This window comes from Pseudoalteromonas agarivorans, assembly GCF_024518735.1.
GTDB classification, from domain to species: domain Bacteria; phylum Pseudomonadota; class Gammaproteobacteria; order Enterobacterales; family Alteromonadaceae; genus Pseudoalteromonas; species Pseudoalteromonas atlantica.
Window position 1 is genome coordinate 124,191 of record NZ_JANIGJ010000007.1, and the last position, 14,557, is coordinate 138,747.

Below are 14,557 nucleotides of genomic sequence, written 5' to 3' on the forward strand. Positions count from 1 at the left end.
GATGGGTACTGTGCGCCGAAAGGTTATCTGGTTAGTTTTAGCATACCGTGTTTTAGCGCCAGAATCAGCACTGAGAACAAGATATTAAATTTTTTACTTACTTTCATATATGGGGTGCTTTATGTGTTTTTAAAGCGCAGCAAACTCGCATTTTAACTTGGTTTGGGTATACTTGCGTGGCTAAAGTACAAAATACCTAGAATATTAGGGCGTGTTGCACTTTGGTGGCTGAATTTGCAGCAGTATGTTTGGTTTTTGGTAAGGCAGAGCCTATGAATTGTGGTTATTCCCCATAAATAGGCGATAACGTAGCATAAATACCAAACATGCGCTGCCCGTAGGTTTTTTCTAGGGGCTATTACCTCTTTGTTGCTTGGTTTTTACTTAGCCCACTAGGTTACAAATCTCGCGCCGCGATTTAATCGCCCCTAGATTGAACAAATTTCAATCCACAAAGGCCAACACGCCCTAGGTTTAGAACATAATTTCATAGTGGAAGTAGAATGGATCAATATATTGAATTTATTACAAATCATCCTATTTTAAGCCTAGCTTGGGTTGGTCTTGTATTCCTTATTGTAAGCGGCTGGATAAAGAGCAAGTTTTCAGCAGTGAGAGAAATAAACCCACAGCAATTAACACTTCTTATTAATCGTGAAGATGGCAAAGTAGTTGATATTCGTGCTCAAAAAGAATTTAACGCAGGTCGTATTGCGGGTGCTGAACACTTAAGCCCTGAAAAAGCAAAACAATCTGACTTTTCAAGCCTTGAAAAGCACAAGAGCAAACCCATTATACTAGTATGTGCCACAGGCATGGCTGCTCAAGGTATTGCTAATGCAATGCATAAAGCAGGCTTTGAATCGGTTTATGTATTATCAGGTGGTATGGGGTCGTGGCAATCTGCCAGCCTTCCAACTACAACAGGTCGCTAATCAGTTTAGTAGTACCGATAGAGGATTTATTATGAGTAATGTTGTTTTATACACCAAAGCGTACTGTCCATTTTGCCAACGTGCTCTTGCACTTTTAAACAGTAAAGGTGTTGAGTACACAAATATTGATATTGGTGTTCAACCAGAGCTTCGCGATGAAATGATTGCTAAAGCAGGTGGCGCAAGCACAGTACCGCAAATTTTTATTAATGATGAACATATCGGTGGCTGCGACGACATGATGGCTATTGAAGCGCAAGGTAAACTTGACGCTAAGCTAAATGCTTAATTTTAATTATAAAAACTAACACGTAGGAAGCACAATGAACGAAGAAAATCAAAACGCAGCAGCACAAGAAGGTGGCGCACAATTTACTATTCAACGTATTTACACTAAAGATGTATCGTTTGAAACGCCTAACTCGCCTGCGATTTTTCAAAAAGAATGGACGCCAGAAGTTAAGCTAGACCTAGACACGCGCTCTAATAAGCTAGACGAAGGTGTGTTTGAAGTGGTTTTAGCACTAACGGTTACTGCTTCTATCGGTGAAGAAACTGCGTTTTTATGTGAAATTCAGCAAGCCGGTATTTTTACAGTTGGTGAGCTTGAAGAAGTACAACTAGCACATATGCTAGGTGCATACTGCCCTAACGTGTTATTCCCATACGCGCGTGAAGCCGTATCTAATCTTGTTAACCGTGGTACTTTCCCACAGCTTAACCTTGCGCCAGTGAACTTTGATGCGTTATTTGCACAATACATGCAACAACGTACTGCGCAAGCTGAGCAGGTTTCAGCAGACGCATAATTTATGAGTACAGCAACTTCAGCTGTTACTGTATTAGGGGCGGGGTCTTACGGCACCGCTCTTGCTATTTGCTTAGCCCGAAATGGTCACCAAGTGACACTTTGGGGTCGCAATAGCGACGACGTTGCCACGCTTGCAGCTGAGCGGAAAAATCAACGTTACCTTCCTGATGTACCATTCCCCGACACTCTTTTATTACAAGCCGATTTACAACAAGCCGTAGCCAGCAGTGCTATTGTACTTGTGGTTGTGCCAAGCCATGCCTTTGCAGATACATTGCAGCAAATTAAACCTGCGCTGGTTGAAGGTGCGCAAGTTGCGTGGGCAACAAAAGGGCTTGAGCCAAATACTGGTCGCTTGTTACAAGAGGTTGCCCTGCAGGAACTAGGTGATGAAATGCCGCTTGCGGTTTTATCAGGACCAACCTTTGCAAAAGAAATGGCAATGGGGCTACCTACCGCTATATCGGTGTCGTCTACCTCAACGGAGTTTGCGCAACAACTTGCAGATTTACTCCATTGTGGGCGCTCGTTCCGCGTGTACAACAACGATGACTTTATTGGCATTCAGTTAGGTGGCGCGGTTAAAAATGTAATAGCCATTGGTGCTGGTATGTCTGATGGGGTGGGCTTTGGTGCTAATGCACGTACTGCACTGATCACTCGCGGCTTAGCTGAGCTAACGCGCTTAGGATGTGCCTTAGGTGCAAAGCAAGAAACCTTTATGGGTATGGCTGGACTTGGCGATTTAATCTTAACATGTACCGACAATCAATCGCGCAACCGTCGCTTTGGTTTGGCATTAGGTAAAGGTGAAGGGGTTGATGCTGCTATTGAGTCTATTGGGCAAGTTGTTGAAGGCTTTAGAAACACAAAAGAAGTGTATTTATTAGCACAACGCGCCGGTGTAGAAATGCCTATTACTGAGCAAATTTATAAAGTACTTTATGAAAATAAAGATATGAAAGAAGCCGCCATGGCGTTATTAGGCCGAGAGCAGCGCGCCGAATAAATGAGCATATAATGCCCATTTTATTAAAAGCATGAACATGCTTTGCTATTAAAAAAACCGACGCTATGTCGGTTTTTTATTGTTTGGTACAAGGTGCTTATTGCGCGTTAGGAAAGCCTAGCTGGCGCCATGACTCATAAACGAATACCGCCACAGCGTTTGATAGGTTCATACTACGGCTATTAGGCTGCATAGGAATGCGCACACGCTGATCGTTAGGTAGCGCTTGAATCATCTCATCGGGGAGACCGCGAGTTTCTGGCCCAAATACCAAGCAATCACCGGCTTCATAACTGGCTTCGTGATGAAACTGGCTGCCTTTAGTAGTGCATGCATACACTTTTTTAGGTTGGCACTTTTCAAGGTAGGCTTCAAACGAGGCATGGCGCTGTACGTTACTAAACTCGTGGTAATCTAGCCCGGCACGTTTTACTCGCTTATCGTCCCACTCAAAACCTAATGGCTCAATTAAATGCAATGAGTAACCTGTGTTTGCACACAAGCGTATGATATTTCCTGTATTTGGTGGAATTTCAGGTTGATATAAAACGATATCCAGCATAATGCGCCTTTCTATTAATCTATAATTTGACGAGTGGCAGTATACACGAAACCGGTAAAAAAATGATATACTCGCGCCATTGAATACCGCAAGTAGTGAATATTAACGTGCATCACCGTAGTTACGAATTTTGGGTTAAAACATCAAGCATAGTTACCATGGTTATGGTTAGCTTAATGATAGCCGCTAAAACCTGGGCATGGTTGGCATCGGGTTCAGCTTCTATGCTTGGCTCATTAACCGATTCATTAATGGATATTACCGCCACGGCCATGAGCTTTTTAGTGCTAGGGTATGCACTGCGCCCTGCAGATGACGATCACCGTTTTGGTCATGGCAAAGCAGAAGCCCTAGCCGGACTTGGTCAGGCTGCGTTTATAGCAGGGTCGGGGTGCTTATTGGCGTTTCACGGTATTGAGCGATTATTTAACCCAATTGTGCTTAGTCATTCACTGTTAGGTGTGTGGGTGAGTATATTTGCTATTGCTTGTACGTTAGTGATTGTGTTTTTTCAGATCAAAGTGGTTAAGCATACCGAATCCATCGCTATTAAAGCAGACTCGGTGCATTACAAAGGGGATTTAATTTTAAATGCGGCGGTATTACTTGCTATTTTGCTCTCGTACTATGGGGTGTTATACGCAGATCCGCTGTTTGCCATAGGCGTTGCCGGTTACTTACTTTATAACAGTTGGGATATTGCGTGTGAGAGTGCCGATCATCTAATGGATAAAGAACTCCCAGATGATGAAAAGCAAAGTATTTTAGATATTGCTAATGCACATAAAGATGTACACGGTGTACATGATATCCGCACTCGCCAAGGCGGTAAAATTAAGTTTATGCAAATGCACTTAGAGCTTGATGACCATTTAAGTTTAATACGTGCCCACAATGTAGCTGACGATGTAGAAAAGGCGCTTGCCGAGCGCTTTGACTCTGAGGTTGATATCTTAATTCATCTAGATCCGCTTTCGGTGGTACCTAAGTATCAAACGAAGAACAAAACTGATACAAGCGCATAAGCACAGGTTTTCTAATTTCGTCGCGTTCAAACAATAACTCGTGTTTAGCCCCTGCAAAGCTTTTCAGCTCGGCATTAGGGAGCCTATTTACGAGCTTTTGTTGCGCGTTGTTATCAACCACTTCATCGTTTTGTGCGCTGGCAATAAAAATAGGGAGGTTGATTGTGTGGGTATCCACGGCAGACATAAAAGCAAAGCTTGCATTTAACCAGCCATATGTAACGCCGCCTAACTGTAAAAGAGGCTGTTGTTGATAAGTGAGCCTAAATAGGTTGTACCGCACTTGGCTGCTGGTTAAGGTATTAAGCGCAAATTCTTCTGGGTTGTAATCGTTTTGCCCTAGCGCATAACTGTAGCCAAAACCGAGCTTTGTGGCGGCGCGGGCTATAAATTTAGCCACCGGTTTAGGAATACCTTTAGTGTAAATATCAAACATGGGCGCTGATAAAAACGCACCGCTGAAAGTATGCGGGTAATTTGCAAAATAATCGTACGCTATAGCGCCGCCCATAGAGTGGGCTAATAATATTTTTTTGCCTTGCCAGTGCTTATTTACAATATGTTGATTAAATAAATCTAAGTCGGCACTGTAGTCACTAAAGCGTTTTACATACCCTTTGTGCTTATTTTTTAACGGTCGATACGAGCGGCCTTGCCCTTGGTGGTCGGCTATAAATACCGCATAGTTATTAGTGTAAAGCTCCCACAGCAGCTCTTTGTATTTTTCAAGCCCTTCTATGCGCCCAGAGCTAATTACTATGGCAGTGTTAGCTGTTTCTGGCACTGCGTAAGCAAAAAACAGTTTACCTTCAGATGCATTAAAATAGTTTTTATTAAGTACATTTTCGTAAAAGTGATTAATGCGTGCTTGGTTACTTTCAAGCGCTGATTCGGTACTGTAAAACATGCTTACTCTTTAATTAGTGGCAGGGTGATATTGGCACAAAGCCCGCCTTTTTCTTTATTAGATAGCGCTAAACTACCGCCGTGGGCAATAATAGCATTTTTAGCGATAGCTAAGCCAAGCCCTGTGCCGCCACTTACTCTGTCGCGAGCATCAGATTGCCTAAAAAAGGGCTCACAAAGCTTGCTCAGTTGCTCATTTGGAACGCCAGGGCCATCGTCGCAAATCTCTATATAGATTTGGTTGTTATAGTGTACGTTAAAGCTAATGTTGCTGTGCGCGTATTTTATTGCGTTACGTAATAGGTTTTCGAGTGCGCTGGCAATTAATGATTCATCGCAGCTTAGCATTACATCGGCATTGCCACTAAAAGTAAGTGTTTTAGTATTTTGCTTGGCTTCAAACTGCGCATCGTTTAATACGTGTTCTACTATACCTTTTAACGATTGCTTTTGCAGTGACAGTGTTTGGCTTTGCGCTTCTAAACGCGACACTTGCAGCACGTCGGCAATCATTTTATCAAGCTGGTTTGCTTCTTTTTCTATACGTAATAAATACGATTGGCTTGCCTCGTTGGCTTGCATTTGTGCAAGGCCTGTTGCCATTTTTAAACGCGTAAGCGGGGAGCGTAACTCATGAGATATATCAGCCAGTAAGCGCTTTTGGGCACTAATAAGTTGCTCAAGCTGATTAGCCATGCTGTTAAAGTCGCGTCCAAGTACCCCTAGCTCGTCTTTTCTGCTTGCAGGTATGGCAACTCGCGCTGATAAATCGCCTGATGAAAGTTTTATAGCTGCTTTTTTAAGGCTGTTAATCGGTGCGATTAAATTGCGACTAAAAATAAAACTCAGGATTAAAGAGGCAAAAATAGCCACGAGTACTTTCATCCAATTCGGCATTAACTTAAAGCGCATGAGCAAAGGAGGTTGGTGGTTAATGTCTATTTCGTAGAGGTAAAACTGCCCCTCTGGCACGCTAATATTAACAGGGCCGAAAGCTTGGTATTTTTCGGTAAAAATGACCTGTGGTGCCAAGTTTTGACTAAAGCTAAGTAAGTTTAAATCTATTTCAGCGGGGATCTCTTTATTGCTTAATGCGTCTTCGGGTTGTGCCGCGCCTAAAAATAAAATTTTTCGTTTTGAAAGCCTAGGGTGCGATAAAACATCAGCAAGGGTGCGTTTGTGCTTAGTGGCGCTTCGCTCAATGCTTTTAGCAGTATAAATTAGGTTTTTTTTCATTGGCCCACGCAAAGGCTCGGTGCTTACTGCATTAATTGCCGTAATGTTGCTTAAAAATATAAGCGCAGCCACCGTGCCTGTTATTGTTAGCCAAAACCAAATAAATATTTTAAAAAATAAATAATGTCGAGGGTGCTTTAGCCATGCAAAGTAATGTTTGTTACTCACCTTGGATGAAGACATAGCCTGTTCCTCGCATTGTTTTTATTCGCTCGCCTTGAATATGCTCAGCTATTTTTTTTCGAATATTGCTAACGTGCATATCAATTGAGCGGTCGAACGAAGCTAAGCGCCTGCCTAGCACTTCTTCACTTATTTGCTCTTTACTGACAACTTCGCCGGCATTTTTAATTAATAACACCAGTACTTCGTACTCTGTGCCAGTAAGCGTGAGGGTGTGCTCGTTAATAGCGGCCTCTCGGGCTGCCAAATTAACTGTAATGCCATTTATATTCATTTTGCTAGGCGTTGCAACGTTTAGGCTATTTATGTGCTCTATACGGCGGGTAATGGCTTTTACACGGGCAAGTAACTCGCGGTGATTAAAGGGCTTGGGTATGTAATCGTCTGCGCCAAGTTCTAAGCCAAAAATGCGGTCAAAGTCTTCGCCTTTTGCAGTAAGCATAATAACCGGTGTTAACTTTGTTTGCCTAAGTTGTTTAAGTACTTCAAAGCCATCAAGGGTGGGGAGCATGACATCAAGCAATATCAGCGCGTAGTCATTTGATAGAGCAAGCTTTAAACCTTGCTCGCCATCGTGAACGCTTTGTACGTCAAAACCTTGCGCGGCTAAATATTCAGTAAGTAGTTCGCACAAACCTGTGTCGTCATCAATCATTAATAGCTTCATTTCAAACCCTTAGGCAATTTCTATATGGTTATTTTACTTCTTAAATTGTGCAAAAGTGAATCTTTACACAACCTTTACACTGCTTTGCGTTACTTTGCGTTGCAAGAGGTATAGTTAACTCACTGGCTTAGCAGCCACAACCAAATTCAATCCATCCAATATTAAGGTGATGATTATGACTAAAGTAAATACACTTTCAAAATTAGTACTTATTTGTGGTCTAGCAACGGCTACACTTGGCGCCGGTAGCGTATTAGCAAAAGGCGGCATGCACGATAAGCAAGGCCATTCTCAAGCGCGTTTTTTATTATCTGAGCGCGGTGCCGACAAGCTTGATTTAACGCAAGAACAGCAAACTAAGCTTGAAGCTATTTTTGAAGCGCAAAAAACACAAATGAAAGCATTACGTGGCGATGATAAAGAGGCCCGTAAAGCACAGCGTAAGGCTCAAAAAGAGAAAATGGATGCTCTACTTAGCGCACCAACATTTGACGAAAACGCTGCAAAAGAGCTATTAGCTGCTCGCCACGAAAAAGGCACTGAGTTTGGCTTAATTAAGCTAAAAACACAGCATCAAGTAATGCAGGTACTTAACGCAGAGCAGCAAGAAAAGTTTGCAAAAATGCAAAAGCGTATGGGTAAAAAACACCGTAAGCAAAGAGACTAATTTATAGATTAAACACTAAAAAGCCAGCTTAATGCTGGCTTTTGTCGTTTAAGAGGGTGAAAAACGCTTATTTAAAAAAGTCGTCATCGTTTTTTGCCATCATCTCTTCAATATCTTCAATCATATCTTGGCTAATTTGGTTAGCCGAGGTAATAGGCGTTGATATTTTATTGTTCTCAAAAGACCATTCACCTAAATCAATAAGCTGACAACGCTTAGAACAAAAAGGACGATGTAGGCTTTGCTGTGACCATTCAACTTTGTTTTTACAGGTTGGACAGTTAACAATTGTTGGCATACTTTACTCTCTACAATGTGTTTTAGCCCAAATTAGGGCTATCACTTTTACATATTAGTTACGCGATTAATTTCAGCCAGAGACGTTAAACCATCGGCGGCTTTTCGTAAACCCGATAATCGCAAGTTATTAAACCCAGCTTGTAGCGATACCTCTGCGATTTCGAGCGAGTTGCCACCGCGCATAATAATTTGTGCAATTTCAGGAGTAATTTGCATGACTTCGTAAATACCCACTCGGCCTTTGTAACCATCGGTGCAATTTTCACAGCCTTTAGGTGCGTATAGTGTCATGTCTTCAATTTGTGTTGTGCTAAATCCTTGACGAGCCAATTCTTCTGCTGGCAGTGTTTCTGGGGTTTTACATTTAGGGCATAAACGCCTAGCTAAGCGCTGGGCAATAATCAAACTTATAGAGCTTGCCACGTTATACGCAGGCACGCCCATATTTAATAAACGTGTTATGGTTTCGGGCGCTGAGTTGGTATGTAGTGTAGATAACACTAAGTGACCCGTTTGCGCCGCTTTAATTGAAATTTCTGCGGTTTCTAGGTCACGTATTTCACCTACCATCACTACATCTGGATCTTGACGTAAAAAGGCACGCAGGGCGTTAGCAAAGGTCATTTCGGCTTTCGGGTTAATTTGTACTTGGTTAACCCCTTCAAGGTTTATCTCAACCGGATCCTCGGCGGTACTAATGTTACGCTCTGGCTGGTTAAGTATATTTAAACCTGTATAAAGCGATACGGTTTTACCAGAGCCCGTTGGGCCGGTAACTAGTATCATGCCTTGCGGTTGCCCAAGCGCATCCATATAAAGCTTTTTCTGATCCTCTTCGTAACCTAATACATCAATACCTAGCATAGCGCTTGATGAATCAAGAATACGCATTACTATTTTTTCGCCCCATAACGTAGGCATAGTACTTACACGAAAATCGATACTTTTACGCTCGGTAATTTTTAATTTAATACGGCCATCTTGTGGTTTACGTTTTTCAGCAATATCGAGCCTCGACATTACTTTTATACGCGCCGACAGTTTACTTGCTAAGGTATTGGGAGGGTTGGCAACTTCATGCAAAATGCCATCAATACGAAAGCGAATACGGTATTTGTGCTCGTAAGGTTCAAAGTGTAAATCAGAAGCGCCTTTTTTAATGGCATCCATTAATATTTTATTGATATAAACAATGATTGGCGCATCGTCTTTATCATCATCTTTAGGTGTGGTTTCTTTAGGGCCTTCATTATCTAAGTCGGCAAACTCTTTAAATTCATCGGCGCTTAAATCTAAGCTGCCTGCAGCATCAAGTAGTTGCTCAATTTTGCTATCCAGCTGAATATAGTCAACCACGACTATTTCGCACGATAAGCCGGTGCTAAATTCAAAGTTTTCAAAGGCACCGTAATCGGTCGGATCTGAGGCGGCAATGTATACTTTTCTGCCTTTTTGAACCAACGGTAAAATGTGGTGTTTACGTATTAGCTTTTCTTTAACTAAGTCTTCGGGGATTTGTGCAGGGTCGAAGTCTTTTAAATCAAAATACGGTACGCGAAATAAGTCTATACATTGTTCAGCTAAGTCGTTGCTGTCAATTTTTCCACATTTAGATATAAGCTCAGCGGTTGAGGCAAACTCTTGCTGTTTTGCTTTTACGGTATCGGCATCAATGCGGCCAAGCGTTATAAATTTTCTCAATAACGGTGAGTTAATATTCATTGCGCACCTATTTTAGTCCTTCAATAGTTAACAATTTATCAGAAAAAAGCAGGTGATTAAATTCGCTGTGCTTATCAACACCTTTTTTGCTAACCAAATTACGAGTTTATGTTGTTATGACCGCATTAAGGGGCATTAGTTGTATTTTATACTGCATATTGTAGGTAATTTTTATGAAGAACAACAAGTTCTGCATGAACAAGCGATAAATCGCGGTCATTATTTAGAATATCATCAGCTTTTTGTTGTTTTTCTTCACGCGGCATTTGCGACGCTATAATGCTATTTACTTGCTCAAGGCTAATATTGTCGCGTTTTATAGTACGTTCAATCTGCACAGGCTGTGGTACATCAATCAATAAAGTACGGTTGCAGTATTTGTTAAGTTTATTTTCAAACAATAATGGTGCAACTAATACAACATAAGCACTGCTTGCATTATTTAAATCGGTGAGTATTTTTTCCCGAATAAGTGGGTGTAATAGTGCATTAAGCCACTCTTTATCATCATTGTTGGTAAATATTTTAGTGCGCAGCCTTGCTCTGTTTAATGTACCATCGGGCAGTAAAATACCCTCGCCAAAGTGTTCAATAATTGCATTTAACCCTGTGCTATTAGGCGCTACTACTTGGCGAGCAATAATGTCGGCATCAACAACGCAAATACCCAGTTCTTCAAACATATTACTAACAGCCGTTTTACCGCAGCCAATACCGCCTGTTAAACCCAATACCCAATTGTTTATTTTAGTTGCTGGCTCATTCATACTAATAACCAATTAAATTAAAATACGCAGCTTGAATTTGAGCGCCCCACAGCAGTGCTATCCAACCCGCTATGGCTAAATAGGGGCCAAATGGGATAGGGGTTGCTTTGTCTTTACCTTGGATACTTAAAAGGGCAATACCAATAATGGCGCCCACCACACTTGAAAGCAAAATAATGGTTAATAGTGACTGCCAGCCAAGCAGTGCGCCAAACACGGCCAGTAACTTAAAATCGCCATAGCCCATGCCTTCTTTACCGGTTAATAGCTTAAATAGCCAAAATACACTCCACAGGCTTAAATAGCCGCATGCTGCCCCCACTATTGCTTCGCTCGGGCTTATTGTTAAACCCATTACAGCGGCTATGAGCGCAAGCCATACTAAAGGTAAAGTGAGCTGATCGGGCAGTAGCATATGGTCAATATCAATAAAGGTGAGCGCCACTAAAATCCAGGTAACAAAAATATATAAAAGGGCGTGCTCAGTAGCCCCAAAACTATAGGCAATAACTAAACTCAATAGTGCGGTAATGGCTTCAACTATTGGGTAACGTGCTGATATTGGGTTACTGCAATTAGCGCATTTACCTTTAAGTATAATCCAACTAATAATAGGGATATTTTGCCAAGGCTTAATTGCGGTATTGCATTTAGGGCAGGTAGAATTAGGTTTTACTAAATTAAATGGCTCACTGTTACTGGCTTGTGTAGGTTTGGTTGTTAGCTCATCTTCTAATAGTAACCTGCATTCACTTTGCCATTCTCGCTGCATCATTAACGGCAGTCGATAAATAACTACATTTAAAAAACTACCTACACATAAACTAACTAAGCCAACGGTGGTTAAATAAAACCACTGTTGACTTTGCATCGCAGTGGTTATATCAAGAAAAAAATTTTCCATTAAAATACCTAACTTCAGGCCATTTATAGGCCAATTTTATTTTGCTTTGTTGAATAGTTCTTACTATTCATTTTATCTTGCGAGCTATTAATTAGCGTTTGAAATTTTGCTTACAGCTTACAGCTTACAGCTTACAGCTTACAGCTATGCTTTTAAATTACAGAGCCTAACTGGAAAATTGGCAAGTACATGGCAACAATTAAGCCACCTACAAGCACACCAAGCACTGCCATAATAAGCGGCTCTAATAAGCTAGATAAGCCATCAACTGCATCATCAACCTCTTGCTCGTAAATTGTTGCTACTTTGGCTAGCATACCATCTAACGAGCCAGACTCTTCACCAATGGCTACCATTTGAATAACCATATCAGGGAATATTTTAGAGTTACGCATCGCCCAGTTCATTTGATTACCCGAGCTCACCTCTGCTTTAATATCTAAAATAGCATAGCGATACACAGCATTACCGGATGCACCAGCAGCTGAGTCAAGCGCATCAACAAGGGGTACACCCGCAGCAAAGGTGGTCGAAAGCGTACGAGCATATCGTGCAACAGCGGCTTTATTTAAAATCATACCAATTACAGGGAGTTTTAATATAGCCCGGTCTGTTGCATCTCTAAGTTTTAAACTTCTGAGCTTGGCTTCTTTGAACGCGTAACCAAAGCCAACAATGGCTATTAAAATCACCCACCAATATTCCTGCATAAATTCCGATATACCAATAACAAATAAGGTAAAGGCAGGTAGTTGTGCGCCAAATCCTGCAAATATATCTTGAAACTGAGGTACTACGAATATAAGTAAAATAGAGGTTACAATGCCAGCAATAACCAATACTGAGATAGGGTAAAACATCGCTTTTTTAATTTTTGATTTGAGCGCTTCAGATTTTTCTTTATATAAAGCTACCCGGTCAAATATTTTATCAAGCGCACCCGATTGCTCGCCCGATGCCACTAAATCACAATACAAATCATCAAAATAGCGAGGGTGTTTTCTAAGTGCTTGTGAGAGAGGTTGACCTGCTTTAACTTCATCGCCAATGGTTTCCATTAACTTACCAACACTTTTGTTGGTGGAACCTGAGCCAATCATTTCAATGGCTTGAATTAATGGAACGCCGGCCATTAACATAGTGGCAATTTGGCGTGTAACTAACGCAATATCTTTAGGAGTAATTTTTTGAACACTTTGTATGCCAAATAACGGCTTAGGCTTGCGCTTAACTTTTGATGGGGTGATACCTTGTTTTCTAAGCTGGGCTTTAACTAGGGCAACACTAGAGCCTGTTAGCTCCCCTTCAAGTTTTTTCCCTCGTGCACTTACGCCTACCCATTGAAAGGTATCAAGGCCTTTATCTTCTTGTTTTTTTGCCATTGGAAGTACTCAGTTTTATTCGGGTTAAAGATTTATAATCATCATAAGCATAACTTAAACTAATGATTCTTGGTAGAAAATATGTTTTGTCAAAAACGCTGGCCAACAGACCAAAACCGTGGGCCGTATATATAGCCTTTATCAGGGTCTATATTATTATAAATTTCTATTGCTTTTTGTAAGTAGAATGCCCATCCGAGAATAAATACACATGCTAAAAAAAATTTTACATACATATTAATGGAAAGTGGCTGGTTTTTCTTCTTATAAACCCTTCCAATTAGTAAACCCCACATAATAAATAATAAAGTCTGTGAAACAGGCATCACGTGCACACCAGAGAATAGCGAATAGGTTAAACCTATAGTAAAAGAATAAAAAATACCTTCTGTAACTATATCATTTTTATGTTTTCTTAAGTGTGTAAATGCTTTTTTTAGCATTGTAAATACCAACACAACAATACATATAAGAGCAATTCCACCCCATTCATTCAAAATTTCAATTAATGAGTTATGTGGATGGCTAAAGGGTGCAGAGCTTCCCAGCGACATTTCAAATACCCCGGGACCATTTCCTATTAGTAAGTTCTTCCAAGTTAAATTGAATAACGTATTCTGCCACAAGTCAATGCGTCCTGATGAGCTTGTACGGAGTATTTCAGCACCTCCTTGATTAAGTGAATCCAGTACATAAAAACTAATATAGCTTACAACTAGGCAAGCTAACCCTGTTAGTATTTGCTTTTTTAAAGAGGTTTTTAATATAAGGGCTAACACCGAGAAGGTTAGAAAAGAGAGCAAAGCGCCACGGGCTTGACCAATAAATATGAGTAACAGGTTTAAAAATAAAACTATGAATACGATGCGTTGAATATTCTTAAATTTCAGAAGTAGTATTAAAAAAGGAAGAATAAAGACCTGTACCTGATTAAAAAAGCGGATATTGATAAAGCCAGAATATATTATATAAGGATTTAGTGGTTGCTGCTCAGAAAGCGTAAAAATGATGTTGAGCAAACAAATTAATACTAAGCTTGTGTGGGATATTAATAATACATAAATGATAAATAAAATAGATTTCTTATCACTTATGGTACTTACATAGTACATACATACAATAAATAAACTTATATGAAATGTATAAAGCAAGCTAAAACTTTGCTCTTCACTCATCAACGATGATAAGAAACCACAAAATAGAAAGGTACATAGCAAGACGCCACTTTCTTTATCTAATAATGATTTTCTGATAGGTTTTTTATTAGAGAAAAGATCAGTAATAGCTAGAAGACTTAGACTAATTAAGAAAGCTATTTGGATGATTCGTTGGTGGTTATGATAATCGTAGGAAACTATAGGAATTATAGGAATTAACGCATATATAAAAAGTAAACTGATGGGGAGTGTTTTTATTATATTTTTAGTATTCATAAGTGCTAATTTGCAGCATTAAAAAAGCGCCTCACTAGGCGCTTTTAA

At 40.5% G+C, this 14,557-nt stretch carries 16 protein-coding genes; 6 read left to right on the forward strand and 10 right to left on the reverse strand.

Annotation, left to right across the window (positions count from 1 at the left end; genetic code table 11):
- Nucleotides 1-503: 503 nt before the first annotated feature.
- The 4 genes from NQT65_RS13650 to gpsA are packed head-to-tail and all read left to right on the forward strand — an operon-like array spanning nucleotide 504 to nucleotide 2,755.
- Complete coding sequence (locus NQT65_RS13650) at nucleotides 504-935, forward strand: rhodanese-like domain-containing protein (protein ID WP_256851390.1); 432 nt, start codon at nucleotides 504-506, stop codon at nucleotides 933-935.
- 31 nt (nucleotides 936-966) lie between these two features.
- Nucleotides 967-1,224: a glutaredoxin 3 gene (grxC, locus tag NQT65_RS13655; RefSeq protein WP_004588615.1), complete on the forward strand. Its 258-nt coding sequence runs from the start codon at nucleotides 967-969 to the stop codon at nucleotides 1,222-1,224.
- Between the two features lie 34 nt (nucleotides 1,225-1,258).
- On the forward strand, nucleotides 1,259-1,744 hold the full coding sequence (secB, locus tag NQT65_RS13660; protein WP_004588614.1) for a protein-export chaperone SecB: 486 nt from the start codon (nucleotides 1,259-1,261) through the stop codon (nucleotides 1,742-1,744).
- A gap of 3 nt (nucleotides 1,745-1,747) precedes the next feature.
- Nucleotides 1,748-2,755 (forward strand): NAD(P)H-dependent glycerol-3-phosphate dehydrogenase, encoded by a 1,008-nt coding sequence (gene gpsA / locus NQT65_RS13665; RefSeq protein WP_024031407.1) that lies wholly within the window; start codon nucleotides 1,748-1,750, stop codon nucleotides 2,753-2,755.
- A 97-nt stretch (nucleotides 2,756-2,852) separates the two neighbouring features.
- Here gpsA and trmL read toward each other — a convergent pair whose 3' ends face one another.
- On the reverse strand, nucleotides 2,853-3,317 hold the full coding sequence (gene trmL / locus NQT65_RS13670; protein ID WP_029773366.1) for a tRNA (uridine(34)/cytosine(34)/5-carboxymethylaminomethyluridine(34)-2'-O)-methyltransferase TrmL: 465 nt from the start codon (nucleotides 3,315-3,317) through the stop codon (nucleotides 2,853-2,855).
- A 107-nt stretch (nucleotides 3,318-3,424) separates the two neighbouring features.
- Here trmL and NQT65_RS13675 point away from each other — a divergent pair, with 107 nt between their 5' ends.
- A complete protein-coding gene (locus NQT65_RS13675; RefSeq protein WP_029773365.1) occupies nucleotides 3,425-4,342 on the forward strand; it encodes a cation diffusion facilitator family transporter in 918 nt (305 codons plus the stop codon).
- On the opposite strand, the gene NQT65_RS13680 is transcribed toward NQT65_RS13675, so the two are convergent.
- Genes NQT65_RS13680 through NQT65_RS13690 form a run of 3 tightly spaced genes read right to left on the reverse strand, consistent with a single transcriptional unit; the run spans nucleotide 4,302 to nucleotide 7,334 of the window.
- The gene (locus tag NQT65_RS13680) at nucleotides 4,302-5,249 is read right to left on the reverse strand and encodes an alpha/beta fold hydrolase (RefSeq protein ID WP_055252664.1); all 948 of its coding nucleotides are present in this window, start codon (nucleotides 5,247-5,249) and stop codon (nucleotides 4,302-4,304) included. The genes NQT65_RS13675 and NQT65_RS13680 overlap by 41 nt on opposite strands.
- Nucleotides 5,250-5,251: 2 nt before the next feature.
- The gene (locus tag NQT65_RS13685; protein WP_256851391.1) at nucleotides 5,252-6,667 is read right to left on the reverse strand and encodes an ATP-binding protein; all 1,416 of its coding nucleotides are present in this window, start codon (nucleotides 6,665-6,667) and stop codon (nucleotides 5,252-5,254) included.
- Nucleotides 6,645-7,334 (reverse strand): response regulator, encoded by a 690-nt coding sequence (locus NQT65_RS13690; RefSeq protein ID WP_004588608.1) that lies wholly within the window; start codon nucleotides 7,332-7,334, stop codon nucleotides 6,645-6,647. The genes NQT65_RS13685 and NQT65_RS13690 overlap by 23 nt, the downstream gene beginning before the upstream one ends.
- Before the next feature lie 175 nt (nucleotides 7,335-7,509).
- Between NQT65_RS13690 and NQT65_RS13695 the strand changes: the two genes are divergently transcribed.
- Complete coding sequence (locus NQT65_RS13695) at nucleotides 7,510-8,001, forward strand: Spy/CpxP family protein refolding chaperone (RefSeq protein WP_004588607.1); 492 nt, start codon at nucleotides 7,510-7,512, stop codon at nucleotides 7,999-8,001.
- Nucleotides 8,002-8,068: 67 nt separating this feature from the next.
- Here the strand turns inward: NQT65_RS13695 and yacG are convergent, their stop codons facing one another.
- The 6 genes from yacG to NQT65_RS13725 all read right to left on the reverse strand — a co-directional run bounded on the left by yacG (nucleotide 8,069) and on the right by NQT65_RS13725 (nucleotide 14,509).
- Nucleotides 8,069-8,299 (reverse strand): DNA gyrase inhibitor YacG, encoded by a 231-nt coding sequence (yacG, locus tag NQT65_RS13700; RefSeq protein ID WP_138685529.1) that lies wholly within the window; start codon nucleotides 8,297-8,299, stop codon nucleotides 8,069-8,071.
- 47 nt (nucleotides 8,300-8,346) lie between these two features.
- Nucleotides 8,347-10,023, reverse strand: coding sequence for a type IV-A pilus assembly ATPase PilB (gene pilB / locus NQT65_RS13705; RefSeq protein WP_126008292.1), 1,677 nt, complete (start codon nucleotides 10,021-10,023; stop codon nucleotides 8,347-8,349).
- A 146-nt stretch (nucleotides 10,024-10,169) separates the two neighbouring features.
- On the reverse strand, nucleotides 10,170-10,790 hold the full coding sequence (coaE, locus tag NQT65_RS13710) for a dephospho-CoA kinase (RefSeq protein ID WP_256851392.1): 621 nt from the start codon (nucleotides 10,788-10,790) through the stop codon (nucleotides 10,170-10,172).
- 1 nt (nucleotide 10,791) lies between these two features.
- On the reverse strand, nucleotides 10,792-11,694 hold the full coding sequence (locus tag NQT65_RS13715; RefSeq protein ID WP_126008289.1) for a prepilin peptidase: 903 nt from the start codon (nucleotides 11,692-11,694) through the stop codon (nucleotides 10,792-10,794).
- A gap of 152 nt (nucleotides 11,695-11,846) precedes the next feature.
- The gene (locus tag NQT65_RS13720; RefSeq protein ID WP_126008287.1) at nucleotides 11,847-13,076 is read right to left on the reverse strand and encodes a type II secretion system F family protein; all 1,230 of its coding nucleotides are present in this window, start codon (nucleotides 13,074-13,076) and stop codon (nucleotides 11,847-11,849) included.
- Between the two features lie 89 nt (nucleotides 13,077-13,165).
- Nucleotides 13,166-14,509, reverse strand: a complete 1,344-nt coding sequence (locus NQT65_RS13725; RefSeq protein WP_164521629.1) for an O-antigen ligase family protein — start codon at nucleotides 14,507-14,509, stop codon at nucleotides 13,166-13,168.
- Between the last annotated feature and the right edge of the window lie 48 nt (nucleotides 14,510-14,557).

Excerpts from the sequence above, each read along its gene's own strand:
- NQT65_RS13715 (WP_126008289.1), bottom strand. The coding sequence starts at position 11,694 with ATGGAAAATTTTTTTCTTGATATAACCACTGCGATGCAAAGTCAACAG.
- gpsA (WP_024031407.1), top strand. The coding sequence starts at position 1,748 with ATGAGTACAGCAACTTCAGCTGTTACTGTATTAGGGGCGGGGTCTTAC.
- NQT65_RS13685 (WP_256851391.1), bottom strand. The coding sequence starts at position 6,667 with ATGTCTTCATCCAAGGTGAGTAACAAACATTACTTTGCATGGCTAAAG.
- trmL (WP_029773366.1), bottom strand. The coding sequence starts at position 3,317 with ATGCTGGATATCGTTTTATATCAACCTGAAATTCCACCAAATACAGGA.
- pilB (WP_126008292.1), bottom strand. The coding sequence starts at position 10,023 with ATGAATATTAACTCACCGTTATTGAGAAAATTTATAACGCTTGGCCGC.
- NQT65_RS13695 (WP_004588607.1), top strand. The coding sequence starts at position 7,510 with ATGACTAAAGTAAATACACTTTCAAAATTAGTACTTATTTGTGGTCTA.
- NQT65_RS13680 (WP_055252664.1), bottom strand. The coding sequence starts at position 5,249 with ATGTTTTACAGTACCGAATCAGCGCTTGAAAGTAACCAAGCACGCATT.
- grxC (WP_004588615.1), top strand. The coding sequence starts at position 967 with ATGAGTAATGTTGTTTTATACACCAAAGCGTACTGTCCATTTTGCCAA.
- NQT65_RS13720 (WP_126008287.1), bottom strand. The coding sequence starts at position 13,076 with ATGGCAAAAAAACAAGAAGATAAAGGCCTTGATACCTTTCAATGGGTA.
- NQT65_RS13650 (WP_256851390.1), top strand. The coding sequence starts at position 504 with ATGGATCAATATATTGAATTTATTACAAATCATCCTATTTTAAGCCTA.
- NQT65_RS13690 (WP_004588608.1), bottom strand. The coding sequence starts at position 7,334 with ATGAAGCTATTAATGATTGATGACGACACAGGTTTGTGCGAACTACTT.
- NQT65_RS13725 (WP_164521629.1), bottom strand. The coding sequence starts at position 14,509 with ATGAATACTAAAAATATAATAAAAACACTCCCCATCAGTTTACTTTTT.
- coaE (WP_256851392.1), bottom strand. The coding sequence starts at position 10,790 with ATGAATGAGCCAGCAACTAAAATAAACAATTGGGTATTGGGTTTAACA.
- secB (WP_004588614.1), top strand. The coding sequence starts at position 1,259 with ATGAACGAAGAAAATCAAAACGCAGCAGCACAAGAAGGTGGCGCACAA.
- yacG (WP_138685529.1), bottom strand. The coding sequence starts at position 8,299 with ATGCCAACAATTGTTAACTGTCCAACCTGTAAAAACAAAGTTGAATGG.